23 protein-coding genes are annotated in these 24050 nt (G+C 63.7%); 14 read left to right on the top strand and 9 right to left on the bottom strand.

Features of this window, described 5'->3' with window-relative positions:
• Positions 1 to 215: 215 nt before the first annotated feature.
• From ccoM to CR917_RS06505, 3 genes are all read right to left on the bottom strand, one after another.
• Complete coding sequence (gene ccoM, locus CR917_RS27615; RefSeq protein WP_043862641.1) at positions 216 to 332, bottom strand: cytochrome c oxidase subunit CcoM; 117 nt, start codon at positions 330 to 332, stop codon at positions 216 to 218.
• A 133-nt stretch (positions 333 to 465) separates the two neighbouring features.
• Positions 466 to 627: a hypothetical protein gene (locus CR917_RS27370; protein WP_088513942.1), complete on the bottom strand. Its 162-nt coding sequence runs from the start codon at positions 625 to 627 to the stop codon at positions 466 to 468.
• A 70-nt stretch (positions 628 to 697) separates the two neighbouring features.
• The gene (locus CR917_RS06505) at positions 698 to 1027 is read right to left on the bottom strand and encodes a hypothetical protein (protein ID WP_043862600.1); all 330 of its coding nucleotides are present in this window, start codon (positions 1025 to 1027) and stop codon (positions 698 to 700) included.
• Positions 1028 to 1178: 151 nt separating this feature from the next.
• Here CR917_RS06505 and CR917_RS06500 point away from each other — a divergent pair, with 151 nt between their 5' ends.
• Entirely contained in the window at positions 1179 to 1793 is a 615-nt protein-coding gene (locus tag CR917_RS06500) for a decarboxylase (protein ID WP_104572040.1), read from the top strand.
• A 6-nt stretch (positions 1794 to 1799) separates the two neighbouring features.
• Here the strand turns inward: CR917_RS06500 and CR917_RS06495 are convergent, their stop codons facing one another.
• A complete protein-coding gene (locus tag CR917_RS06495) occupies positions 1800 to 2498 on the bottom strand; it encodes a M949_RS01915 family surface polysaccharide biosynthesis protein (protein WP_058540983.1) in 699 nt (232 codons plus the stop codon).
• A 116-nt stretch (positions 2499 to 2614) separates the two neighbouring features.
• Here CR917_RS06495 and rapA point away from each other — a divergent pair, with 116 nt between their 5' ends.
• Entirely contained in the window at positions 2615 to 5461 is a 2847-nt protein-coding gene (gene rapA, locus CR917_RS06490) for an RNA polymerase-associated protein RapA (protein WP_104572039.1), read from the top strand.
• A gap of 214 nt (positions 5462 to 5675) precedes the next feature.
• Positions 5676 to 7928 carry a bifunctional diguanylate cyclase/phosphodiesterase gene (locus tag CR917_RS06485; protein ID WP_043862604.1) on the top strand — a complete coding sequence of 751 codons (2253 nt, stop codon included), beginning with the start codon at positions 5676 to 5678 and terminating at the stop codon, positions 7926 to 7928.
• Here the strand turns inward: CR917_RS06485 and CR917_RS06480 are convergent.
• Positions 7828 to 8715 carry an NAD(P)-dependent oxidoreductase gene (locus CR917_RS06480; RefSeq protein ID WP_043862605.1) on the bottom strand — a complete coding sequence of 296 codons (888 nt, stop codon included), beginning with the start codon at positions 8713 to 8715 and terminating at the stop codon, positions 7828 to 7830. The genes CR917_RS06485 and CR917_RS06480 overlap by 101 nt on opposite strands.
• A gap of 198 nt (positions 8716 to 8913) precedes the next feature.
• Between CR917_RS06480 and CR917_RS06475 the strand changes: the two genes are divergently transcribed.
• Entirely contained in the window at positions 8914 to 11100 is a 2187-nt protein-coding gene (locus CR917_RS06475; RefSeq protein WP_054914724.1) for a hypothetical protein, read from the top strand.
• A gap of 204 nt (positions 11101 to 11304) precedes the next feature.
• Here CR917_RS06475 and CR917_RS06470 read toward each other — a convergent pair whose 3' ends face one another.
• Positions 11305 to 11610 carry a DUF2288 domain-containing protein gene (locus tag CR917_RS06470; protein WP_104572038.1) on the bottom strand — a complete coding sequence of 102 codons (306 nt, stop codon included), beginning with the start codon at positions 11608 to 11610 and terminating at the stop codon, positions 11305 to 11307.
• A 355-nt stretch (positions 11611 to 11965) separates the two neighbouring features.
• On the opposite strand from CR917_RS06470, the gene CR917_RS06460 reads away from it, so the two are divergent.
• From CR917_RS06460 to CR917_RS06440, 5 genes are all read left to right on the top strand, one after another.
• A complete protein-coding gene (locus CR917_RS06460; RefSeq protein ID WP_043862608.1) occupies positions 11966 to 13084 on the top strand; it encodes a branched-chain amino acid ABC transporter substrate-binding protein in 1119 nt (372 codons plus the stop codon).
• Between the two features lie 223 nt (positions 13085 to 13307).
• Positions 13308 to 14231 (top strand): high-affinity branched-chain amino acid ABC transporter permease LivH, encoded by a 924-nt coding sequence (gene livH, locus CR917_RS06455; protein WP_043862609.1) that lies wholly within the window; start codon positions 13308 to 13310, stop codon positions 14229 to 14231.
• The gene (locus CR917_RS06450; protein ID WP_043862610.1) at positions 14228 to 15484 is read left to right on the top strand and encodes a high-affinity branched-chain amino acid ABC transporter permease LivM; all 1257 of its coding nucleotides are present in this window, start codon (positions 14228 to 14230) and stop codon (positions 15482 to 15484) included. Before livH ends, CR917_RS06450 begins: the two co-directional genes overlap by 4 nt.
• Entirely contained in the window at positions 15481 to 16248 is a 768-nt protein-coding gene (livG, locus tag CR917_RS06445; protein ID WP_054914726.1) for a high-affinity branched-chain amino acid ABC transporter ATP-binding protein LivG, read from the top strand. Before CR917_RS06450 ends, livG begins: the two co-directional genes overlap by 4 nt.
• Positions 16249 to 16950: an ABC transporter ATP-binding protein gene (locus tag CR917_RS06440; protein WP_043862612.1), complete on the top strand. Its 702-nt coding sequence runs from the start codon at positions 16249 to 16251 to the stop codon at positions 16948 to 16950.
• 33 nt (positions 16951 to 16983) lie between these two features.
• On the opposite strand, the gene CR917_RS06435 is transcribed toward CR917_RS06440, so the two are convergent.
• A complete protein-coding gene (locus tag CR917_RS06435) occupies positions 16984 to 17934 on the bottom strand; it encodes a LysR family transcriptional regulator (RefSeq protein ID WP_043862613.1) in 951 nt (316 codons plus the stop codon).
• A 103-nt stretch (positions 17935 to 18037) separates the two neighbouring features.
• Here CR917_RS06435 and CR917_RS06430 point away from each other — a divergent pair, with 103 nt between their 5' ends.
• From CR917_RS06430 to nhaA, 4 genes are all read left to right on the top strand, one after another.
• Entirely contained in the window at positions 18038 to 18637 is a 600-nt protein-coding gene (locus tag CR917_RS06430; protein WP_104572037.1) for a short chain dehydrogenase, read from the top strand.
• Between the two features lie 70 nt (positions 18638 to 18707).
• Positions 18708 to 19382, top strand: a complete 675-nt coding sequence (locus tag CR917_RS06425; protein ID WP_043862615.1) for a COG3650 family protein — start codon at positions 18708 to 18710, stop codon at positions 19380 to 19382.
• 105 nt (positions 19383 to 19487) lie between these two features.
• Positions 19488 to 21107, top strand: coding sequence for an NAD(P)/FAD-dependent oxidoreductase (locus CR917_RS06420; RefSeq protein WP_043862616.1), 1620 nt, complete (start codon positions 19488 to 19490; stop codon positions 21105 to 21107).
• Between the two features lie 169 nt (positions 21108 to 21276).
• Positions 21277 to 22458 carry a Na+/H+ antiporter NhaA gene (nhaA, locus tag CR917_RS06415; protein ID WP_078480555.1) on the top strand — a complete coding sequence of 394 codons (1182 nt, stop codon included), beginning with the start codon at positions 21277 to 21279 and terminating at the stop codon, positions 22456 to 22458.
• Positions 22459 to 22549: 91 nt separating this feature from the next.
• Here nhaA and CR917_RS06410 read toward each other — a convergent pair whose 3' ends face one another.
• Complete coding sequence (locus tag CR917_RS06410; protein WP_043862618.1) at positions 22550 to 23014, bottom strand: glycine zipper 2TM domain-containing protein; 465 nt, start codon at positions 23012 to 23014, stop codon at positions 22550 to 22552.
• 147 nt (positions 23015 to 23161) lie between these two features.
• On the opposite strand from CR917_RS06410, the gene CR917_RS06405 reads away from it, so the two are divergent.
• A complete protein-coding gene (locus CR917_RS06405; protein ID WP_043862619.1) occupies positions 23162 to 23398 on the top strand; it encodes a hypothetical protein in 237 nt (78 codons plus the stop codon).
• Here CR917_RS06405 and pdxH read toward each other — a convergent pair.
• On the bottom strand, positions 23395 to 24042 hold the full coding sequence (pdxH, locus tag CR917_RS06400; protein ID WP_043862620.1) for a pyridoxamine 5'-phosphate oxidase: 648 nt from the start codon (positions 24040 to 24042) through the stop codon (positions 23395 to 23397). The genes CR917_RS06405 and pdxH overlap by 4 nt on opposite strands.
• Between the last annotated feature and the right edge of the window lie 8 nt (positions 24043 to 24050).

The raw sequence follows: 24050 nt of genomic DNA, 5'->3' as shown, positions 1-24050 counted from the left end.
AAGATAGACACAGATACGCGGGAAAGGTCAGATGCGAATTATTAGCTAGCTAACTACTTATAGTCCAGAATTTTTCTGCCTTCCCGCGCCGGCAAGGCCGGTGCCTACAGGGCCCATCCCGGCAGGCCCCGGTACTGCCACCCTAAATTCCAGGCAAAAAAAATGGGCAACCGAAGTTGCCCTAAATGCCTTGCGTGCTCGTGTATCGGAAAGGATCAGCCCTGCTTGCGCTTGTTCGAGTCCTTCCAGATGAAAATACCCAGGCCTGCGAAAAACAGCAGCATCAGGCCGACTGTCACAACGCCAGCGATAACCACATTATCGAAGAACATATCGGCCTCCATTCGCCTGCACCTGTCTGATGGGGTAACAGTAGCGAATGGGGCGGGAGAGGAAATTGACCGAGGTCAATGGCGCCCATCAACGGACGCGCGAGGCGGGTGCAGGGTTGACCTGCATCAAGAATCAGCGCTTCTTCGGCTTGCCCTTGGGCTTTTTCTTGCCCTTGCCCAGGGGCATTGCCTGCTCGAACGCCTGACGCACTTCGTTCAGGCGCTTTTCCTTGAGGTCGTGCACGCGACGGGCGCGCTCGGCGCCGAAATCGATCAGGTTGTCGTCTTGGCTCATGTTCAGGCTCGTGGAACGGACTGCGGAAGTCGCCATGATGAGGGCTCGCGCCCGCACTGAACAGCCCCGCTCAGACTTCGATGTCCACCAGCAGGCCCTGGCGCGGCTGTTCGCCCATCAACGGCGCCACCGGCACGGTGTTGTCGGCGTTGACCTCGTCGCCCGGCAGGGCCTGGTACAGCTCTTCGTCCGGGGCCTTGCGGCGTTTGCCCTGGCGGCGGCGCTGCTCGTCACGCAGCAGTACCCCCGACTCCTGCGGGTCGCGCTTCTTGAAATCGATATTGCTGTCGGTGGCGCTGGGCTGGGCCGGCACCACGGGGGCGATGGTCGGCGGCTGCTTGACCGGGTCGTGTTGCGTGGTGACCGGGGCGGCACTGAGGGGAATGATGGGCGGCAGCATGGTTGTTGTTCTCCTGTCGCCAATGTGTCGGCTGCCAAACGGCAGCCTTGAGCGCCGATGGCAAAAGTGTGGCACCCGTCACAGCCAGGGGTGTGCCTGAGTATAGTACGCTGCGCTTCCCGTTTTTCGCCCTATAAGGCAGGAGCCTACGATGCGCATCCCCTATCGCCTCCTGGCGAGTATCGGCCTGGCCACGGCCGGCCTTGCGGCCATGGCCGACCCGGCTCCGGTGTTGTTCGGTGGCTGGCGCAACCTCGCCACGGCGGCCGATGCCGGGTATGTCGAAGAGAACATGGCATTCGCCATGCTGCCGGCAGTGGTTGCCCGCGGCACGCGCATGGCCGTGCTGGACGAGCAGCGCAAGCAGACCGTGTGTTGCCTGGAGGTGGTCAGCGTGCCGCTTGAAGACAGCCTGCTGCGCCACCGTTTCGACCTGCCGGGCGTCTGGGTGAGCGACCTGCGCAATGACTGGAACATCGACCACCGGCCCTACCTGCCCGAGGTGTTCGCCCTGCAACGACGCGACGCCCTGGTCGACTATCACTTCGATGAAAATGGCTACGGCCACCTGGGGGGCCTGCTCGTCCCGGCCGATGCACGAATCACGCCCCAGGGCACGCTGCACACCGGTGGCCAGACGTTCATCGTCGACATCGATACCCAGCCGATGGCCAACGACAACGGCTCGATGAGCCGGTACACCCTGACTGACACACGCAACCCGCAGCACCGCTATACGGTGGAAGTCCCCGTCGCCACCTACTGACGTGCCCTACTGATCGGGGTCGTCATCGTCCGGTTCGGGCGCCGCTTCGCTCCACGGGCGCTTGAGCACGCTGTTCCAGACCTTCTCCAGGTGTTCGCGCAGCACCGGCGGTGCGTCCTTGAGGGTGGGGCCGTCTTCGCGTTCACCGCCAAAGGCATCCTCGCCTTCCGGGGCGATCAGCGACTGGCCGTTGATCACGTAGCTGGCGGCCCCTTCGCGCAGTTCCACATGCAGGTCCTGCGGGTCGACACCGCCACCGCAAAAGGAATGGCTGGCAACGGTCAGTTCGGCCACACCATCGTTGTTCAGGTCGCTGGCGCCGCTGACGTCGGTATAGAAGCCCACGTCCAGGTCCAGCCCCGGGCAGGTGGTTTCATTCTCGATGGTCCAGCGCGCCTTGTAGGTTTGGGCGTCGTGGCTGCGGCCATACAGGGTGGCGGTGAGCACCACCCGGTCGACCTCCTGCTGGGTTTCCTCGTCGCTGACCTGGTCGTCCAGACGGCTGAGCACCAGCACCGCCTCGCCGTCGCGGTCGCGAAAGTGCACGTTCTGCACCGGCACCTGCACGCCCAGCGCCGCCAGCGCCGGGGGCTCCAGTGGTGGCAGCAGTTCGAAACCCTGCTGGTCGCAGGCGCCGAGCGAGGCCAGGCTGGCCAGTACGATGCAGTGGCGTAACGGGAGGGACAGCAGAGGGTGTCGGAGCATGGGTCGAGGCCTGTGGTGGCAAAGACGGCTTTCGTCGATGAAATCGCCAGACGCTTTGGTCTGTGCAGCCCTATCCGTTAAGATAGTCGCCTTTTGAATGGCGGGAGTCAGGCAGTATGGCGCAGCAGTATCAACCGGGGCAACGCTGGATCAGCGACAGCGAAGCCGAGCTGGGTCTAGGGACCGTTCTGGCACAGGACGGCCGCTTGTTGACCGTGCTCTACCCGGCCACTGGCGACACCCGCCAGTACTCCCTGCGCAATGCGCCCCTGACCCGCGTGCGTTTCTCGCCGGGCGACCAGATCACCCACTTCGAAGGCTGGAAGCTGACCGTGCGCGAAGTCGAGGTCATCGACGGCCTGATGGTCTACCACGGCCTCGATGCCCAGAACCAGGCCTGCACCCTGCCTGAAACCCAGCTGTCGAACTTCATCCAGTTCCGCCTGGCCAGCGACCGCCTGTTCGCCGGGCAGATCGACCCGCTGGCGTGGTTCTCGCTGCGCTACAACACCCTGGAACACACCAGCCGCCAGTTGCAGTCGTCGCTGTGGGGCCTGGGCGGCACCCGTGCCCAGCCGATCGCCCACCAGTTGCACATTGCCCGCGAAGTGGCCGACCGTATCGCCCCGCGCGTACTGCTGGCCGACGAAGTGGGCCTGGGCAAGACCATCGAAGCCGGCCTGGTGATCCATCGCCAGCTGCTCACGGGTCGCGCCAGCCGCGTGCTGATCCTGGTGCCGGAGAACCTGCAGCACCAGTGGCTGGTGGAAATGCGCCGCCGTTTCAACCTGCAGGTGGCTCTGTTCGACGCCGAGCGCTTCATCGAAAGCGATGCCAGCAACCCGTTCGAGGATGCGCAACTGGCGCTGGTGGCGCTGGAGTGGCTGACCGAGGATGAAAAGGCCCAGGACGCGCTGTTCGCCGCCGGCTGGGACCTGCTGGTGGTCGACGAGGCGCACCACCTGGTGTGGCACGAAGACCAGGTCAGCCCGGAGTACGCGCTGGTCGAGCAACTGGCCGAGGTCATCCCCGGCGTACTGCTGCTGACCGCCACCCCCGAGCAACTGGGCCAGGACAGCCACTTCGCACGCCTGCGCCTGCTCGACCCCAACCGTTTCCACGACCTGGCCGCGTTCCGCGCCGAGAGCGACAACTATCGCCCGGTGGCCGAGGCGGTGCAGGAGCTGCTCGATGAAGGCCGCCTGTCGCCCAAGGCGCACGCCACCATCCAGGGCTTCCTGGGTGCCGAAGGCGAGGCGCTGCTGGCCGCAGTCAACGATGGCGACACCCAGGCCAGCGCACGCCTGATCCGCGAGCTGCTGGACCGCCACGGCACCGGCCGCGTGCTGTTTCGCAACACCCGCGCTGCGGTGCAGGGCTTCCCGCAGCGCCAGCTGCACCCCTACCCGCTGCCGTGCCCCGACGAGTACATGGAACTGCCGGTGGGCGAGCATGCCGACCTGTACCCGGAAGTCAGCTTCCAGGCCCAGGGCGACAACGACGAAGAGAGCCGCTGGTGGCGCTTCGACCCACGGGTCGAATGGCTGATCGACACCCTCAAGATGCTCAAGCGGGTCAAGGTGCTGGTGATCTGCGCCCACGCCGAAACCGCGATGGACCTGGAAGACGCCCTGCGCGTGCGCTCGGGCATTCCGGCCACGGTGTTCCATGAAGGCATGAGCATCCTGGAGCGCGACCGCGCCGCCGCCTACTTTGCCGACGAAGAGTTCGGCGCGCAGGTGCTGATCTGCTCGGAAATCGGCAGCGAAGGCCGCAACTTCCAGTTCGCCCACCACCTGGTGCTGTTCGACCTGCCGGCCCACCCCGACCTGCTGGAACAGCGCATCGGCCGCCTGGACCGTATCGGCCAGAAGCACACCATCGAGCTGCATGTGCCGCACCTGCAGAACAGCCCGCAGGAGCGCCTGTTCCAGTGGTACCACCAGGCACTCAATGCCTTCCTCAATACCTGCCCTACCGGCAACGCCCTGCAGCACCAGTTCGGCCCGCGCCTGCTGCCGCTGCTGGAAAGCGGCGACGACGGCGAGTGGGAAGCGCTGGTCAACGAAGCCTGCGCCGAGCGCCAGCGCCTGGAGTCTGAGCTGCACAGCGGCCGCGACCGCCTGCTGGAGCTCAACTCCGGTGGTGCCGGCGAAGGCCAGGCGCTGGTGGAGGCGATCCTCGAGCAGGACGACCAGTTCGCCCTGCCGATCTACATGGAAACCCTGTTCGACGCCTTCGGTATCGACAGCGAGGACCACTCGGAAAACGCCCTGATCCTCAAGCCGAGCGAGAAGATGCTCGACGCCAGCTTCCCGCTGGGCGACGACGAAGGCGTGACCATCACCTACGACCGCAACCAGGCGCTGTCGCGCGAGGACATGCAGTTCATCACCTGGGAACACCCCATGGTGCAGGGCGGCATGGACCTGGTGCTCAGCGGCTCGATGGGCAATACCGCGGTGGCGCTGATCAAGAACAAGGCGCTCAAGCCGGGCACCGTGCTGCTCGAACTGTTGTACGTCAGCGAAGTGGTCGCCCCGCGCGCCCTGCAACTGGGCCGCTACCTGCCACCGGCAGCGCTGCGCTGCCTGCTCGACACCAACGGCAACGACCTGGCGGCGCGGGTGTCGTTCGAGACCCTCAACGACCAGCTCGAAAGCGTGCCCAAGGCCAGCGCCAACAAGTTCATCCAGGCCCAGCGCGATGTCCTGACCCCGCGCATCAATGCCGGCGAGGCCAAGATCATGCCGCGCCACGCCGAGCGTGTGGCCGAGGCGCAGCGCCGCCTGGCAGCCGAAACCGATGAAGAACTGGCGCGCCTGACCGCGTTGCAGGCGGTCAACCCGACCGTGCGCGACACCGAAATCCAGGCCTTGCGTGCGCAACGCGAGCAGGGCCTGGCGATGCTGGAGAAGGCCGCACTGCGCCTTGAGGCAATTCGGGTACTGGTCGCCGGCTGACCCACTGGCCGGCTCCTGCATGAGCGATGCAGGAGCCGGCTTGCCGGCGAAGGGCGCGACCCGGTTTTAGAACCAAACGCTATCGCCCCAATCTCCAATCCATACAAGTCAATCTGCCATTAATCCCGATGGGTTAATGCTCTCTTCCTATACTCAGCCAAAACCGTCTCCACTCCGCTGGAGGCCGCGTGCACACCGGACCAAGAGGCATGCTATGGAGTGGCAGGGGCTGCATGTACTCGCCGAACTTCCCGCAACCGGACAATTGCTCCTCGATTGCCGGCACAACCCTTACCTGGTGGCACTTGCCTACCTGGTCGCCTGCGCGGGCAGTTTCGCCACCCTCGACATCATCGAACGCGTGGGCAATGCCGAGCACAGCGCCGCCCAACGTCAATGGCGCCTGCTCGGCACCTTCTGCCTGGCCTGCAGCGTGTGGGGCATGCACTTCATCGGCATGCTCGCCTTCCAGGCCCCCCTCGAGGTGCACTACGACCTGGCCCTGACGGCCGTATCGCTGCTGCTGATGCTGCTCGCCGCCTGGAGTGCGATGAACCTGCTCGGCACACCCCAGCCGCGCCTGCACCAGCATGTGCTGGCGGCCATCGCCATCGGCCTGGGCATCGGCGCCATGCATTACACCGGCATGGCAGCCATGCGCTCCAACGCCTCGCAGTTCTACCGCGCCGACCTGCTGGCGAGTTCGGTGGTGGTCGCCTTCGGCGTCAGCCTGCTGGCGTTGCTGCTGACCCGCTACCGCCCGGCCCAGAGCAACTGGCCCAGGTACGTCGCCAGCCTGGTGATGGCCACCGGCATCATCGCCACCCATTTCACCGGCATGTGGGCCCTGACCCTGGTGCTGCCCGTGGACGCGCCGCTGCAGTTGCCGATCACCGACAACAGCCTGCACCTGAGCCTGGCCATCGCTTTCGTCGCCCTGCTGATCAGCGCCAGTTGCATCAGCGCCGCCCTGTCGGACAAGAAGCTGCAGAGCAAGGAGCACGACCTGCGCCGGGTCAACATGCTGCTCAGCCAGCTGGACCAGGCACGGGTCTCGCTGCAACAGGCGGCGCACTACGATGCACTGACCAACCTGGTCAACCGTCGCGGTTTCAACCAGCTGTTCGCCGAGCGCCTGGCCGAACAGGCGGCCAGCGGCGGCATGCTGGCGGTGATGTTCCTGGACATCGACCACTTCAAGCGCATCAATGACAGCCTGGGCCATGACGCGGGGGACCAGTTGCTGCAGGTGATCGCCGCGCAGATCAAGAGCGCCACCCGCAGCCACGACGTGGTGGCCCGCTTCGGCGGCGACGAGTTCTGCATTCTGATCGGCCTGCACAACCGCGACGAGGCCCGCCACCTGGCGCAGCGCATCATGCACAAGGTCAAGGAACCGATCGACCTGAGCGGCCGGCGCATGGTGATGACCACCAGCATCGGCATCAGCGTGTTCCCCGACGATGGCGAAAGCTGCGACGAGCTGCTCAAGCACGCGGACCTGGCGCTGTATCAGTCCAAGGGCTGCGGGCGCAACAACCTGAACTTCTTCAGCAGCAACCTGAAAACCCGCGCCACCCTGGAGCTGCAACTGGAGGAGGAGCTGCGCGTGGCCCTGCTCGAAGAACGCGGGCTGCGCATCCACTACCAGCCGATCTTCGACCTGGCCAGCGGCCAGGTGGCCAAGCTCGAAGCGCTGATCCGCTGGCAGCACCCGCAGCACGGCCTGCTCAGCCCCGACCGCTTCATCGGCATTGCCGAAGCCAACGGCCTGATCGGCGAGCTCGACCTGTGGGTGTTGCGCCGCGCCTGCCAGGACCTGGCGCAGCTGAGCCGCCATGGCTTCGACCAGCTCAAGGTCACCGTCAACTGCTCGGCGCTGACCCTGGGCCGCGAAGAACTCGTCAGCGAAGTGGAAGATGCGCTGTTCAGCGCGGGGCTGCCGGCCTGGCGCCTGGAAATGGAGGTGACCGAAAACGCGCTGATGGGCAACATCCACAACACCATCGCCCTGCTCAAGCGTATCCGGGCCAAGGGCGTTTCACTCTCGATCGACGACTTCGGCACCGGCTACTCATCGCTGGCCTATCTCAAGCGCCTGCCGCTGGACACGCTGAAGATCGACCGCTCGTTCATCCAGGACATCCCCCACTCCGAGCAGGACATGGACATCGTGCAGGCCATCATCATCATGGCCCACACCCTGCACCTGAAGGTGGTGACCGAGGGAGTGGAAACCGTCGAGCAGTACCAGTTCCTGCGCCAGCAGGGCTGCGACTTTCTGCAGGGCTACCTGTTCAGCCGCCCGGTACCGATGGGCGAGCTGCACGCGGTGCTCGGCAGCCTCAACCAGTGCAGCGACCTGCCTATGGCTTGCGGCGAAACAGCTCGACCAGGGTTGCGGGATCCTTTTCCAGGTAACCCTGGCTGCCGTGCAAGCGCATCAGCTGCGCCGCCAGGCCGCTGATCGGGGTGGCCGAGCCCTGCTCGCGGGAAAACTTGACCGCCGTATCCAGGTCCTTGAGCAAGGTGCGCACGTGCCACTTCACCGGCTCGTAACGCTGCTCGGCCATTTGCGGAGCCAGGATCTGCAGCGGCCTGGAGTCGGCGAAACCGCCCGCCAGGGCTTCGGCGATCAGGCTGGCATCCACCCCTGACTGTTCGGCCAGGGCCACCACCTCGGCAATCACCAGTGCGTTGCAGGCCACGATCATCTGGTTGCAGGCCTTGGTCACCTGCCCTGCCCCCACTGCACCCATGTGCGTGACCCGCTGCCCCAGCACCTGGAGCACCGGGCGCACCCGCTCAAGATCGGCCGCCTCGCCGCCGACCATGATCGCCAGGCTGCCGGCCTCGGCGCCCGGGGTGCCGCCCGACACCGGTGCATCCAGCCAGTGCATGCCGCAGGCCTGCCTCAGCTGTGCGGCCATTTGCCGCGTGGCGCCGGGCTCCAGGCTGGAAAAATCCACCAGCAGCTGCCCGGCCGCGCCGCCTGCGGCGATACCGTCGTCACCGAACACCACCTCGTGCACCACCTGGGTGTCGGCCAGGCACAGCATCACCACGTCCGCCGCCGCGCAGAGCTCTGCCGGGCTGTTCGCCTGGCTCGCCCCGGCGGCCACCAGTGGCGCGCACTTGTCCGATGAACGGTTCCACACGGTCAACGGAAAACCGGCCGCCAGCAGGCGCCGACACATGGGCAATCCCATCAGACCGATACCGGCGAACCCCAGCGAAGGTAGTGCAATGCTCATGACAGCTCCTGGCAAATTAAAGAAGTTGGCGATGCGGACGATTCAGTTCTCAGACGTGACAGGAAAACCCTTAGAGGGTTATAGGGCAGGACCCTATCGCTCACGCCAAAGGCGCACTGATACAGTCGCGAAACTTATCCCGTGATGGCTCGATGATATCGACTTTTACCAGCCGTCCACCCAGGCAAATGGCGCAAAATGACCTCAAAGAATACTTCTGCCACCGCGGTTTCCGAGCTGATGTCATCCTCCACCGCGCTCACCGCCCCGGCGCCTCGAGAATACTACAGCCCGCGCGCGGCTACGCCGCAGCAGTACCTGTATTACACCGAGACCGATATCCAGCGCATCCTGGACAACCTCGACGGCCTGCGCGACCTGGTGTTCCCGCCCAGTGTGCATGTCGAAGATGACACCCAGTTGCGCCTGGACCAGCAGTTCCCTTCGGTGTGCCTGATCGGCCTGGGTCGTTGCGGTTCGAACATTGCCCTGGATGTGGCGGAGCTGGTGTACAACGCCCGCACCTTCTACCTCAACGAATTCAACAACGAAGACCGCCACGCCGGCGAGCAGCCCTACAGCCCGGGCCGCTGGATCCGCAACAACCTGCGCCTGGTGCAGAACAAGGGCGCCAAGCCGGTGTTCCTGGTGGAACCGCTGGTGATGCTGGGCGACCTGGACAAGGATATCGCCGGGCGCATCCGTTTTTCGCGCAAGGGCGAGAAGAGCGGCTTTCTGCGCGACTACAGCAAGATGAAGATCATGGACCTGTCCGAGGTGCATGCGGGCGGCGCCGGCAACGCGCCGATCCTGGGCCAGTACCTGGCCAAGATCATCCTCAACAAGGAAACCCAGCGCTTCTCCAGTGCCGACTGGAAGCTGATCCACTCGTACCTGATCGACTCGTGCGGCATCAAGGCCAACCAGTCGCGCCTGTACTTCTACATCTTCAGCGCCGGTGGCGGTACCGGCTCGGGCATGGCTTCGGAGTTCGGCCTGGCCCAGCAGTTCTCGTACATGAACAAGACGTTCGACACCAAGCCGGCCGACGAGAACGACACCAAGAGCGGGCACTCCTTCGTCTTCGAGCCGATCTTCACCAGCGGCATCTGCGTGCTGCCGAACATCTCCGACCACCGCAGCGAGATGTCCGAGGCACTGCACATCAACGCCGGCCGCCTGCTGTGCAAGTACCTGTCGGAGGAATGGGACTTCTCGTACAACTTCGACAACGAGGACAGCAGCGAAGCCAGCGTGATGGGGCGTATCCGTCCGTGGAACGCGATGATGCTGATCTCCAACGACATCATGCGCTATGCCGAGGAGAACGATGACGGCAACATCCAGGACATTGACGTCAATGCCATGGAGAAGCACGCCAACCAGTACATCTCGCAGCAGATCTTCAACATCCTCACCGCCCAGGCGGTGACCACCGACTACGACCAGAACTACTTCCGGCGCGCCGGCATCGACATCGGCGAGACCATCCGCCTGGATGCCAACGACCTGTTCATGAGCCTGGCCGGCCCGGTGGCCATCGCCTACGCCGAATCGGTAGTGCCCGAGCAGCCGACGCCAGGCAACGACAAGTTCAAGGTGTTCGAGAAAGAGAAGCCGCAGCTCAACATCGACGACCTGTTCTTCCGCTCCATCGACCTGCCGCACTTCAACAAGGTGACCCAGGCGATCGAGGGCATCAGCCTGCTGCCGATCGAGTCCAAGCGCTATCGCGCGGCCCTGGAGCAGTACAAGACCTCCGGCTACGACGCCGCGGCGCTGCATGACCTGCACTTCTTCAAGAACTGCTCGTCGGTGGTGTCGATCGTGTCCCTGCCCAAGGACTACAAGCTCTCGTACATGGACCTGAACCGGCTCAAGACCCACCTCAACAGCCTGTTCCCCAACACCACGCTCAAGCGCTACGCGCTGGTGATCGGCGCCTCGGCCAACCTGTCGCTGACCACCCTGATCGCCAAGAGCCCGTGCCTGTCGGACGACTTCCTGACCCTGATCGTGGCGTTCATCAAGCGCTGTTTCGCGCGCACCCCGTACCGTTTCGACGACACGCTGGACAACGCCATCCTCGACTTCATCACCCGTGAGGAGTTCGACGAGGACCGTATCGACGACCTGCTCAACGAGTTCGAGAACCCGGCCAAGATCCTCGATACCAACTGGTACGCGATCAAGCCGATGTACGAGAAGAAGTACCGCGAGCTGATCAACGACAAGAGCAAGTTCGTGTCGATCAACGATATCCGCCTGTCACGCGAGTGCGTGAAGAAGGCGGTGAAGTACCTGCGCGAGATCTACCGTCACCGCATCGGCAAGACGCGGGTGATTTCGCTCAACAGCCATACGGGCAAGACAGACTACGAGTAATCTGCGCGGCGCCTTTGCGGCCATCGCGGGTCAAGCCCGCTCCCACCAAGGTCTCCACCAACCTGTGGGAGCGGGCTTGACCCGCGATGAGGCAAGAACTGTTACCGCGTTTTTTGAACCCCTGCCCCACTGTTACCAACAACCACCCCGCCTGAACGCCCTCGCGCACCAAAATCTTCCGGCTGTTCGTTTTTGCGCACCAGATCAGGGCGCGGGCTTTTTCTGAATCACGATAAACGGCGAAACCACCACTGCCCAGATCGGCGCAATCGTGTGCGAAAGGTCTAGCGCCTGCTCGGCAGTCACCGGCACGACCGTGCCATCATTTCGCCATTTTTCCACGGTTTCACTGCGGTTTTCGGCCATTGCCGACGCCACCTCGATCAGGTCCAGCGACGGGTCGACCCAAATCAGGTCACCCTTGGCCCAAAAACGCTCCAGCGCTTTCCACTCGATGATTGCAGTCTCGCCGAGCAATTTGGCATAGAGGGTGCTTGGTTGATCTGTCATGGGTTCCTACCAGAAATAATTCGACCACTGAAAGGTCGCTATTTTTGCAGAAAAACCCAGTTTCAAATAAGTAATTGATCGACAAGGCCATGAAGATCACGCCCCGCCGCAGCATGCTGGCAAATTGGCGGCGCCTTTATGTAACTTTCTGTCGATTAGGCGACACCCCCGGATTTTGCCTCGAAAAGCCCGCTTTTCAATCGATCAAGCGGCGCTCTACACTGTACCGGTACAGTTGCCAGGGCATTTTGCGGGGGAACACGGGAAAGGCGGGACGGCGTGGCCGTCACGGTATCCCGGTCCGTAGCCCTGGGCACCAGGACTATAAAAATTACAACAGAATGAGTGGAGCACTATGAGTAAGCAGATTTCCAAGCTGTTCGCCGCAATGGTTCTGGCCGGGGTTGCCAGCCATGCAGTTGCCGCCGATACCATCAAGATCGGCATCGCCGGCCCGAAGACCGGTCCGGTTACTCAATACGGTGACATGCAGTTCATCGGTGCAAAACAGGCCATCAAGGACATCAACGCCAAGGGCGGCGTTGACGGCAAGATGCTCGAAGCCAAGGAATACGACGACGCCTGCGACCCTAAACAGGCCGTGGCAGTCGCCAACAAAGTGGTCAACGATGGCGTCAAGTTCGTGGTCGGCCACCTGTGCTCCAGCTCCACTCAACCAGCGTCCGACATCTATGAAGATGAAGGCGTCATCATGATCACCCCGGCTGCCACCAGCCCGGAAATCACCTCCCGTGGCTACAAGCTGATCTTCCGTACCATCGGCCTGGACAGCGCCCAGGGCCCGGCCGCCGGCAACTACATCGCCGACCACGTCAAGCCCAAGGTGGTTGCGGTACTGCACGACAAGCAGCAGTACGGTGAAGGCATCGCCACCGCGGTCAAGCAGACCCTGGAAGGCAAAGGCACCAAGGTTGCCGTGTTCGAAGGCCTGAACGCCGGCGACAAGGACTTCTCCTCGATCATCCAGAAGCTCAAGCAAGCCAACGTCGACTTCGTGTACTACGGCGGCTACCACCCAGAGCTGGGCCTGATCCTGCGCCAGGCTCAGGAAAAAGGCCTGAAGGCCAAGTTCATGGGCCCAGAGGGCGTTGGCAACGACTCGATCTCGCAGATCGCCCAGGGCGCTTCCGAAGGCCTGCTGGTAACCCTGCCCAAGTCGTTCGACGCCGACCCTGCGAACAAGGCCATCGTCGACGCCATCAAGGCTGACGGCAAGGACCCGAGCGGTCCGTTCGTGTTCCCGGCCTACTCGGCGGTGGAACTGATCGCCGAAGGCATCAAGGCGGCCAAGAGCGAAGACACCGACAAGGTCGCACAGGCCCTGCACACCGGCACCTTCAAGACCCCCACCGGCGACTTGTCCTATGACAAGAACGGCGACCTGAAGGACTTCAAGTTCGTCGTCTACGAATGGCATTTCGGCAAACCTAAAACCGAAGTTTCCCCTCAGTAATCCCGTCACTCCATGACTACAAGCCCACTGTGCGAGCAGTGGGCTTTGTTTTACGAGGTTCATGGGCCTGATTCCCGCGATCCGGGAGCAGGTTCACCTGAAAATCTTAAAACCGTCACCAGCGGTTCGCTGGCAGTGCCTGTGCGAAGTGGCCTCAGACCACAAGCCGGGACGGGCGCAAGCCCACCAGTGAAATGCGTATCGGGTTTTTAGGAGCGCTGTAATGCCTGAGATCTATCACTTCTTCCAACAGCTGGTTAATGGCCTGACCATTGGCAGCACCTATGCCTTGATAGCCATTGGCTACACAATGGTTTACGGCATCATTGGAATGATCAACTTCGCCCACGGCGAGGTGTACATGATCGGTTCCTACGTGGCCTTCATCGCCCTTGCCGGGCTGGCCATGATGGGCATCGACTCACTGCCGATACTGATGACCGCCGCGTTCATCGCGACCATCGTGGTCACCAGCGCCTATGGCTACAGCATCGAACGGGTCGCCTACCGCCCCTTGCGCAACAGCAACCGGCTGATCCCGCTGATCTCTGCCATCGGCATGTCGATTTTCCTGCAGAACACTGTCTTGCTTGCCCAGGATTCCAAGGACAAGTCGATCCCCAACCTGATTCCGGGGAGCATCTCCTTCGGGCCGGGCGGCGCCGAGGAAGTCCTGATTTCCTACATGCAGATCCTGGTCTTCGTCGTCACCCTGGTGGCCATGACCGGGCTGACCCTGTTCATCTCGCGTTCACGCCTGGGCCGCGCCTGTCGCGCCTGTGCCGAAGACATCAAGATGGCCAACCTGCTGGGTATCAACACCAACAACATCATCGCCCTGACCTTCGTGATCGGTGCGGCCCTGGCGGCCGTGGCAGCGGTACTGCTGAGCATGCAGTACGGCGTGATCAACCCCAACGCCGGCTTCCTGGTGGGCCTGAAGGCCTTTACCGCGGCGGTACTGGGCGGCATCGGCAGCATTCCGGGCGCCATGCTCGGCGGGCTGGTGCTGGGCGTGGCCGAGGCCTTTGGCGCCGATATCTTCGGTGACCAGTACAAGGACGTGGTGGCATTCGGTCTTCTGGTTCTGGTGTTGTTGTTCCGTCCGACCGGCATCCTGGGCCGTCCGGAGGTCGAGAAAGTATGAGCAGAAATCTCAAATCGGCGTTTTTCAGCGCCTTGCTGGTCTGGGCCGTGGCATTCCCGGTACTGGGCCTGAAACTCAGCATCGTTGGTATCAGCCTGCAGGTGCATGGCCAGGGGCCCCTGGCCCTTAGCGTGATTGTGGTGTGCTCGGTGCTGATGTTCCTGCGCGTGCTGTTCGACAAGCAATGGAGCGCGATGATGCGGTCCGCCCCCCGGGGTGCACTGATATCGCCCAAGGTCAGCAACTTCCTGACCCTGCCGCGTACCCAGCGCTACATCATCCTGGGCCTGATCGCGGTTGCCCTGGTGTGGCCGTTCTTCGGTTCGCGCGGTGCGGTCGACATCGCCACGCTCATCCTGATCTACGTGATGCTGGGCCTTGGCCTGAACATCGTGGTCGGCCTGGCGGGCCTGCTCGACCTGGGCTACGTGGGCTTCTACGCCGTGGGCGCCTACAGCTATGCGCTGCTGTCGCACTACTTCGGCCTGAGCTTCTGGGTGTGCCTGCCCATCGCGGGGATGATGGCGGCCACGTTCGGCTTCCTGCTGGGCTTCCCGGTGCTGCGCCTGCGCGGTGACTACCTGGCCATCGTGACCCTGGGTTTCGGCGAAATCATCCGGCTGTTCCTGCGTAACCTGACCGACCTTACCGGCGGACCGAACGGCATCAGCAACATTCCCAAGCCGTCGTTCTTCGGCCTGAGCTTCGAGCGCAGGGCGGCTGAAGGCATGCAGACCTTCCACGAGTTCTTCGGGGTGGAATACAACTCGATCAACAAGGTGATCTTCCTGTACCTGGTGGCACTGCTGCTGGCCCTGCTCGCGTTGTTCGTGATCAACCGCCTGCTGCGCATGCCGATCGGGCGCGCCTGGGAAGCGCTGCGCGAAGACGAGATCGCCTGCCGTGCGCTGGGCCTGAACCCGACCATCATCAAGCTCTCGGCCTTCACCCTCGGTGCCTGCTTCGCCGGTTTTGCCGGCAGTTTCTTCGCCGCGCGCCAGGGCCTGGTGACGCCGGAGTCGTTCACCTTCATCGAGTCGGCGATCATCCTCGCCATTGTCGTGCTCGGCGGCATGGGCTCTCAGCTGGGCGTGATCCTCGCGGCCATCGTGATGATCCTGCTGCCCGAACTGATGCGCGACTTCAGTGAATACCGGATGCTGATGTTCGGTGCACTGATGGTATTGATGATGATCTGGCGTCCGCAGGGCCTGCTGCCTATGCAACGTCCACACATGGAGCTGCGTCGATGAGCCGCGAAATTCTGCAAGTGAGCGGCCTGAGCATGCGCTTCGGCGGCCTGTTGGCGGTCAACGGCGTGGCCCTGTCCGTCAAGGAAAAACAAGTGGTGGCACTGATCGGCCCCAACGGCGCCGGCAAGACCACCGTGTTCAACTGCCTGACCGGCTTCTACAAGCCCAGTGGTGGCAGCATCCTGCTTGACGGCCAGCCCATCCAGGGCCTGGCCGGCCACGAGATCGCCCGCAAGGGCGTGGTGCGTACCTTCCAGAACGTGCGCCTGTTCAAGGAAATGACCGCGCTGGAAAACCTGCTGATCGCCCAGCACCGTCACCTGAACACCAACTTCTTCGCCGGCCTGTTCAAGACCCCGGGCTTTCGTCGCAGCGAGCACGAGGCGATGGAGTACGCGCAGTACTGGCTGGAAAAGGTCGACCTGGTCGAGTTCGCCAACCGTAACGCCGGCACCCTGGCCTATGGTCAGCAACGCCGGTTGGAAATCGCCCGCTGCATGATGACCCGCCCGCGGATCCTCATGCTCGACGAGCCGGCGGCAGGCCTGAACCCGAAAGAGACCGAGGACCTCAAGGCGTTGATCGGCACCTTGCGTGAGGAACACGGGGTGACCGTGCTGCTGATCGAGCACGACATGAAGCTGGTCATGAGCATTTCCGACCATATCGTGGTGATCAACCAGGGCACGCCGCTGGCCGATGGCACCCCGCAACAGATCCGGGACAACCCTGAAGTGATCAAAGCCTACCTGGGGGAAGCGTAAATGCTGCAGTTCGAAAACGTTTCCACCTTCTACGGCAAGATCCAGGCGCTGCACAGCGTCAACGTGGAGATTCGCCAGGGCGAGATCGTCACCCTGATCGGCGCCAACGGCGCGGGCAAGTCGACCCTGCTGATGACCCTGTGCGGGTCGCCCCAGGCCCACAGCGGCAGCATCCGCTACATGGGCGAGGAGCTGGTGGGGCAAAGTTCGGCGCAGATCATGCGCAAGAGCATTGCCGTGGTGCCCGAGGGTCGGCGCGTGTTCGCACGCCTGACCGTGGAGGAGAACCTGGCCATGGGCGGGTTCTTCACCGACAAGGGCGACTACCAAGAGCAGATGGACAAGGTGCTGCACCTGTTCCCGCGGCTCAAGGAGCGCTTCAGCCAGCGTGGCGGCACCATGTCCGGGGGCGAGCAGCAGATGCTCGCCATCGGGCGTGCGCTGATGAGCAAGCCCAAGCTGTTGCTGCTCGACGAACCGTCACTGGGGCTGGCGCCGATCATCATCCAGCAGATCTTCGACATCATCGAACAGCTGCGCAAGGATGGTGTAACGGTGTTCCTGGTGGAGCAGAACGCCAACCAGGCCCTGAAGATCGCCGACCGTGCCTATGTGCTGGAGAACGGCCGGGTGGTGATGCAGGGCACCGGTGAAGCGCTGCTGACCGACCCGAAAGTACGCGACGCGTACCTGGGGGGCTGAACCAGACGGCCCCTTCGCCGGCAACGCCGGCTCCTACAGTGCAGGAGCCGGCGTTGTCGGTGAAGGGGCCGGTACCGGCAACGCACCCAGCGCCTGGCTGCCACGCTTGAACCAGCGCACCAGGTAATCGGCCACCACCTGCACGCGTTTGGGCATCCCGCCCTGATACGGGTGCACCAGGAACAACGGCGTACTGCGTGTCTGGTAATCGCGCAGCAACCAGCACAAGCGTCCGTCCGCCAGCTCGGCATGCAACATGTAGGACGGCAGCCGCGCCACCCCCGCCCCCACCAGCACCGCCTTCTTCAACAGGCTGTAGTGATTGCTGGCAAAATTCCCCGCCACCTGCACCCGCAGCAATTCATGCTGCTGGTGGTACAGCCATTCCTCGCGTCCGCTGTAATGACTGTTGAGCAGGCAGCGATGCTCGGCCAGCGCCTGCGGCGTGGTCGGCGTGCCGTGGCGCTCCAGGTACGCCGGGCTGGCGCAGGTCAGCTCCTGCATGGCCAGCAGCGGCCGCGCCACCAGGCGCTCGTCATTGCCCGGGATCTGTCGGATGGCCAGGTCGAAGCCGTCGCGCAGAAGGTCGCGGTAGGCATTGTCCAGTTCCAGTTCGATCTGCAACTGCGGGTACTGGTTGCCCAGCTCCAGCAGCAGGCCTTCGAAGAAGGTTTCACCCAGCGACACCGGCACCGTCACCCGCACCGGGCCCGACAGGTCATCCTTGAGCCGCGACAGCGCCTGGCGCGCCTGGGTCACCTGGCGCACCAGCGCCTGGGCCTGGGGCAGCAGCGCTGCGCCCGCGGCGGTCAGGCTCAGGCGCCGCGTGGTGCGGTGCAGCAGCTTGACCGAATGGCTGCTCTCCAGCTGGCTGATGCGCTTGGACAACTGCCCCTTGCTCCAGCCCAGCTGCTCCGCGGCCAGGGTAAAACTGCCCGCATCCATCAACACCGCAAAGGCCGCCAGATCGTCCAGCTCGCTCATGGATTGTTTCCGCATGAAAACCAAAGGTTGCCTATTAGCAGGCTTATTCACGCAAAAATCCACCCTAGACTGAAACCTCACCCCACACGCGAGGAACAGCCCCATGAAAATCATTCTGATCGGCGCCGGCGGTACCATCGGTTCGGCCGTGGCCCGTGAACTGGAACAGCGCCACGAGGTGATCCAGGTCGGTCGCAACAGCGGCGACCTGCAGGCCGATATCAGCGACAGTGCCTCGATTCGCCGCCTGTTCGAGCAGACCGGGCGCTTCGATGCCCTGGTGTGCGCCGCCGGCAACGTGGTGTTCGCGCCCCTGGACGAACTGGACGAACAGGGGTTTGCCCTGGGCCTGAACGACAAGCTGATGGGCCAGGTCAACCTGCTGCTGATCGGTCGCGAGTTCATCAATGACGGCGGCTCGTTCACCTTCACCACCGGCGTCACCAGCCACGACCCGATCCGTACCGGCACCTCGGCCAGCCTGGTCAACGGTGCCATCGACGCCTTCGTGCGCGCCGCCGCCATCGAGCTGCCACGCGGGCTGCGGGTCAACGCCATCAGTCCGACCGTGCTGCTCGAGGCCATGCCCGACTATGCCCCCTACTTTCGCGGCTTCAAGCCGGTACCGGCGGCCGACGTGGCGCTGGCCTACGCCAAGAGCGTGGAGGGGCTGCAGACCGGGCAGACCTATCACGTGGGCTAGGGCCTTGTGATTGCGCCCCAGGCTGCGTAACGTGACGGCACTTTTCTGGACCCGATGCTGGAGCCCCCCGATGCGTGCCGCCCCTTCGCTGCTGTTAGCCGCCCTGCTGCCCCTGTTCGCCGGTTGCCAGATGCTGGCAGACAAACCCGAGACGGTGTCCACCGTCGGCATGACTCGCCTGCAGGGCGAGCTGTCCGCCGCTGGCGGCCAGTTGCTGTTCAAGCCGTGCGAGGAGAGCCGCCGCTTCGTGGTCCGCGACACCGGCAACACCGGCCTGCTGCAGGAAGCTTCGGCACTGGCGGCAACCCCCGGCACCCTGTTCGCCGACGTGCGCGGCAAGCTGGCCGGCAGCCAGCAGGCCGGCAACGATGGCCAGCTCGACGTGCAACAGCTGTACCGCGTCGAGCACTCCTCCAGCGCCTGCAGCGACCCGAACTTCAAGCGCCTGATCCTGCGCGCCAGCGGCCATGAGCCAGACTGGAACATCAAGGCCAGCGGCCAGGGCATGGTGCTCGACCGCCCAGGCCAGCCCTCGTTGGCGGTGCCGTACCTGGAAGAACAGATGCCCGACGGGCGCCTGTCACTGAGCACCGAAGCCAATGGCCAGCGCATCGACCTGTGGGTCGCCCCGCAGCGCTGCGTGGACATCGCCACCGGCGCGGTCAGCCACCTGAGCGCCGAACTGCGCATCGATGGCCAGACCCTGCGTGGCTGCGGCTACTACGGCGGCTCGCGCAACGACTGACCGGCCGCACGCGTTTAAGCTGCCTTAAGCGCCTGCGAACAGCTTATACTTGGCGGTTTGTGCAAAGCCGCCGGCCCTTTGATGGCCGGGATACTGGACCCTGTCATGCTACGAATCACTGAACTGAAGTTGCCGCTGGATCACCCGGACGAAGCCCTGCGCGAAGCCATCGTGCAGCGCCTGGGGATCAGCGACGACCAGCTGCTGGACTTCACGCTGTTCAAGCGCAGCTACGATGCGCGCAAGAAGAACACCGAACTGCTGTTCATCTACACCATCGACCTGACAGCCAGCAACGAAGCTGAGCTGCTGCAGAAGTTCGCCGACGATCACAACATCACCCCGGCCCCGGACGTCAGCTACAAGCCGGTCGGCCAGGCGCCGGCCGAGCTTGCCGAACGCCCGATCGTGGTCGGCTTCGGCCCGTGCGGGATCTTCGCCGGCCTGCTGCTGGCACAGATGGGCTTCAAGCCGATCATCCTCGAACGCGGCAAGGAGGTGCGCCAACGCACCAAGGACACCTGGGGCCTGTGGCGCAAGAGCGTGCTCAACCCCGAGTCCAACGTGCAGTTTGGCGAAGGCGGTGCCGGCACCTTCTCCGACGGCAAGCTGTACAGCCAGATCAAGGACCCGAAGCATCACGGCCGCAAGGTGCTGCACGAGTTCGTCAAGGCCGGTGCGCCGGACGAGATCCTGTACGTCAACAAGCCGCACATCGGTACCTTCCGCCTGACCGGCATGGTCGAGAACATGCGCCAGCAGATCGAAGCCATGGGCGGCGAGGTGCGTTTCGAGCAGAAGGTCACCGACCTGATCAGCGAGGGCGAGCAACTGACCGGCGTGGTACTCGAAAGTGGCGAACAGCTGCATTCGCGGCACGTGATCCTGGCCCTGGGGCACAGCGCCCGCGACACCTTCCGCATGCTGCATGCGCGGGGCGTGTTCATGGAAGCCAAGCCGTTCTCCATCGGCTTTCGCATCGAGCACCCGCAGACCCTGATCGACAAGGCCCGCCTGGGCAAGTATGCCGGCCACCCGAAACTCGGCGCGGCCGACTACAAGCTGGTGTACCACGCCAAGAACGGACGTTCGGTATACAGCTTCTGCATGTGCCCGGGCGGCACGGTGGTAGCTGCCACCAGCGAACCGGGCCGCGTGGTGACCAACGGCATGAGCCAGTACTCGCGCAACGAGCGCAATGCCAACTCTGGCATCGTGGTCGGCATCACCCCCGAGCAGGACTACCCGGGCGGCCCGCTGGCCGGCATCGAACTGCAGGAACGTCTGGAGAGCCTGGCCTATGAGCTGGGTGGCAGCAACTACCAGGCACCGGCGCAACTGGTGGGCGACTTTGTCGCCGGCAAGCCATCCACCGCCCTGGGCAGCGTGGAACCCTCGTACAAGCCGGGCGTGAGCCTGGGCGACCTGGCGCTGAGCCTGCCGGCCTTTGCCATCGAGGCGATCCGTGAGGCACTGCCGGCGTTCGACCGGCAGATCAAGGGTTACAACCTGCCCGATGCGGTGTTGACCGGCATCGAGACGCGTACCTCCTCGCCGCTGCGCATCACCCGTGATGCCAGCCTGCAGAGCCTGAACCTGAAGGGGTTGTTCCCCGCTGGTGAGGGGGCTGGGTATGCAGGCGGGATTCTGTCGGCGGGCGTGGACGGAATTCGTGTGGCCGAGGCAGTAGCGCGCAGCATGCTGGGGCTGGACCTGGAAGCGTGAGGTAGGGCTTGCGGGCCGTTTCGCCGGCAAGATCGGCCCCTGCAGGGGTTGGCCTTGCTGGCGGAAAAGCCGCAACAGCATATAACAAAAAAGAATATAGTTTTTGTTCTAAAGCATATCCCCACAGGGTAGGGTGTTCCTCTTCGAATTTCAGGATGGAGGAGCACCCTTGCCTCTACGCAGCACATTCACGCGTTTCTTCCAGCTCGAATCAGCCAGCGGCCTGCTGCTGATTGCCGCGGCTGCCCTTGCGCTGATCATCAACAACTCCCCCCTCTCCTACCTCTACAACGGCCTGCTCGACGTGCCCGTGGTGGCCCAGGTGGGCGCGCTGCAAATCGCCAAGCCCCTGCTGCTGTGGATCAACGACGGCCTGATGGCACTGTTCTTTCTGCTCATCGGCCTGGAGGTCAAGCGCGAGATCATCGACGGCCACCTGTCCAGGCCCTCGCAGATCGTGCTGCCCGGCGCAGCCGCCATCGGCGGCATGGTGGTGCCGGCACTGATCTACTACTTCCTCAACAAGGACAACCCCGCCGCCGTGGCCGGCTGGGCGATCCCCACCGCCACCGATATCGCCTTCGCCCTCGGCGTGCTGGCCCTGCTCGGCAAGCGTGTACCGGTGTCGCTCAAGCTGTTCCTGATGACCCTGGCGATCATCGACGACCTGGGCGCGATCATCGTCATCGCCCTGTTCTACTCCGGCGCCCTGTCCAGCCTGTCGCTGATGCTGGCCGCCGCCTGCCTGGTAGCACTGGTGGCGATGAACCGGATGGGTGTGGTGAAGCTGGGGCCGTACATGGTGATCGGGTTGATCCTGTGGGTGTGCGTACTCAAGAGCGGCGTGCATGCCACGCTGGCCGGTGTCACCCTGGCGCTGACCATCCCGCTGCGCACTCGCAACGCCGAGCCGTCGCCCCTGCTGGCGCTGGAGCACGCCCTTCACCCCTGGGTGGCGTTCGGTATCCTGCCTCTGTTCGCCTTCGCCAATGCCGGCGTGTCGCTGGCCGGCGTCACCGCCGAGAGCTTTACCCACCATGTGCCGATGGGCATCGCGGTCGGCCTGCTGCTGGGCAAGACCGTCGGGGTGTTCGGCCTGACCTGGCTGGCGATCAAGCTGGGCCTGGCCGCCCTGCCCAGTGGCGCCAACTGGGGCCAGGTGCTGGGGGTGGCGATCCTGTGCGGCATCGGCTTCACCATGAGCCTGTTCGTCGGCTCGCTGGCCTTCGTGCCGGGCAGCAGCGAGTACGCCGGCATGGACCGCATGGGCATTCTCACCGGTTCCATCCTGGCAGCGGTGATCGGCTACGCGGTAACCGCCATGGCCAGCCGCAAGGCCGTCGGCAGTTGATGCCGAACCGGCAATGAAAAACCCCGACCGGCGGTGCCGAGTCGGGGTTTTGTTTGCACGCCCTCATAGCCAGAGGGCTGCAGGACAAGGTTCAGTGAGAAACCCGGCTGGTGCCATCCACGGTCATGATGCGAACGCGCTCGCCCACCCGGAAGATTTCGTTCTGCTGAACCTGCTGGACATAGGCGCGCATGCTGCCATCGTCTTCACGCACGGTGATTTCCACACCCTGGGTGCGGGTCAGGCCTTCCTCGGCTGCAGAACCTGCCAGGCCGCCGGCTACCGCACCGATGACTGCCGCGACGATACTGCCACGACCGCCGCCTACCGCGCTGCCGGCCACGCCACCCACGATGGCACCGGCGCCGCCGCCGATCGGGGTCTTGGTGCCTTCGATCTTGACCGGACGCAGCGATTCGATGGTACCCATGCGCACTTGCTGCACGCGACGGGCTTCATCGCGGGAATAGGAATCGCCGGTCAGGTTGGAGGTACAGCCGCCAAGCAGCAGCGACATCGTGGTGAACGACGCCACCAACAAAACTGATTTACGCATAGGATCATCTCCAGAAGACAGGTAGTCATTAGACTCCGCGCGTTGACCACTGTCACGACACACGGTGTATAAAATTGCTTCCATTCAGCGTCGGTACAGGCACTTGATCCCCGCCATGACCCCAACACTCAACAGGCAAGGATAGACATGGATTACTTCATCATCGCCGTAACCACCCTGGCGGGTCTGTATTTTCACGGGTGGCTGTATGTACGCATCAAGCGCTGGATGGACCGCGACCTGGCCCTGTCGCTGGCCGGGGACGACGAGCACAAACGCGTCTTCATGCTACAACGTCTGGACAGCGCCAGGGCGCAAAAGGTCAAACGCAAGGAATTGGCGGCCTGGCTGGAACGCGCGGCCGCCGAATACCGCGCCGGTTAAGGGGCCAGGCGCTCGCGCAGCCACAGGCCCTGTTTGAGCCGGTAGTTGAGACGATCATGCAGGCGGCTCGGGCGGCCCTGCCAGAACTCGATGCGTTCCGGCAGCAGGCGGTAGCCACCCCAGTGCTCGGGGCAGTGCGGCTGGGTATCGCTGAAGCGCTGCTCGGTGGCCTTGACCAGATCCTGCAACTCTTCACGGTTGGCGATCACCCGGCTCTGCGGCGATGCCCAGGCGCCCAGGCGGCTACCCAGCGGGCGTACCTGGTAATACGCATCGGATTCCTGCGCCGTGACCTTCACCACCTTGCCTTCGATGCGCACCTGGCGTTCCAGGGTGGGCCAGAAGAAGGTCATGGCGGCGAACGGGTTGGCGCGCAGGTGATGGCCCTTGGCACTTTCGTAGTTGGTGAAGAAGGTGAAGCCCTGCTCATCCAGCCCCTTGAGCAGCAGGATACGGCAATGCGGACGCCCCTCGCCGTCCACCGTTGCCAACGTCATGGCGTTGGCTTCGACGGGCGGCTGCTCGGTCTTGACGGCATCCTCGAACCATTGGTGAAACAACGCGAACGGCTCTGCCGGCGCCTGGGTTTCGGTCAGGCCGTCGCGAGTGTAGTCGCGGCGCATATCGGCCAGGGTCTGGGTCATGCTGCGTT

The organism is Pseudomonas sp. BRM28, from assembly GCF_002939405.1.
Classification (GTDB): domain Bacteria; phylum Pseudomonadota; class Gammaproteobacteria; order Pseudomonadales; family Pseudomonadaceae; genus Aquipseudomonas; species Aquipseudomonas palmensis.
Note: the sequence above shows the minus strand (reverse complement) of the source record. Positions and strands in the feature narration are given on the sequence as shown.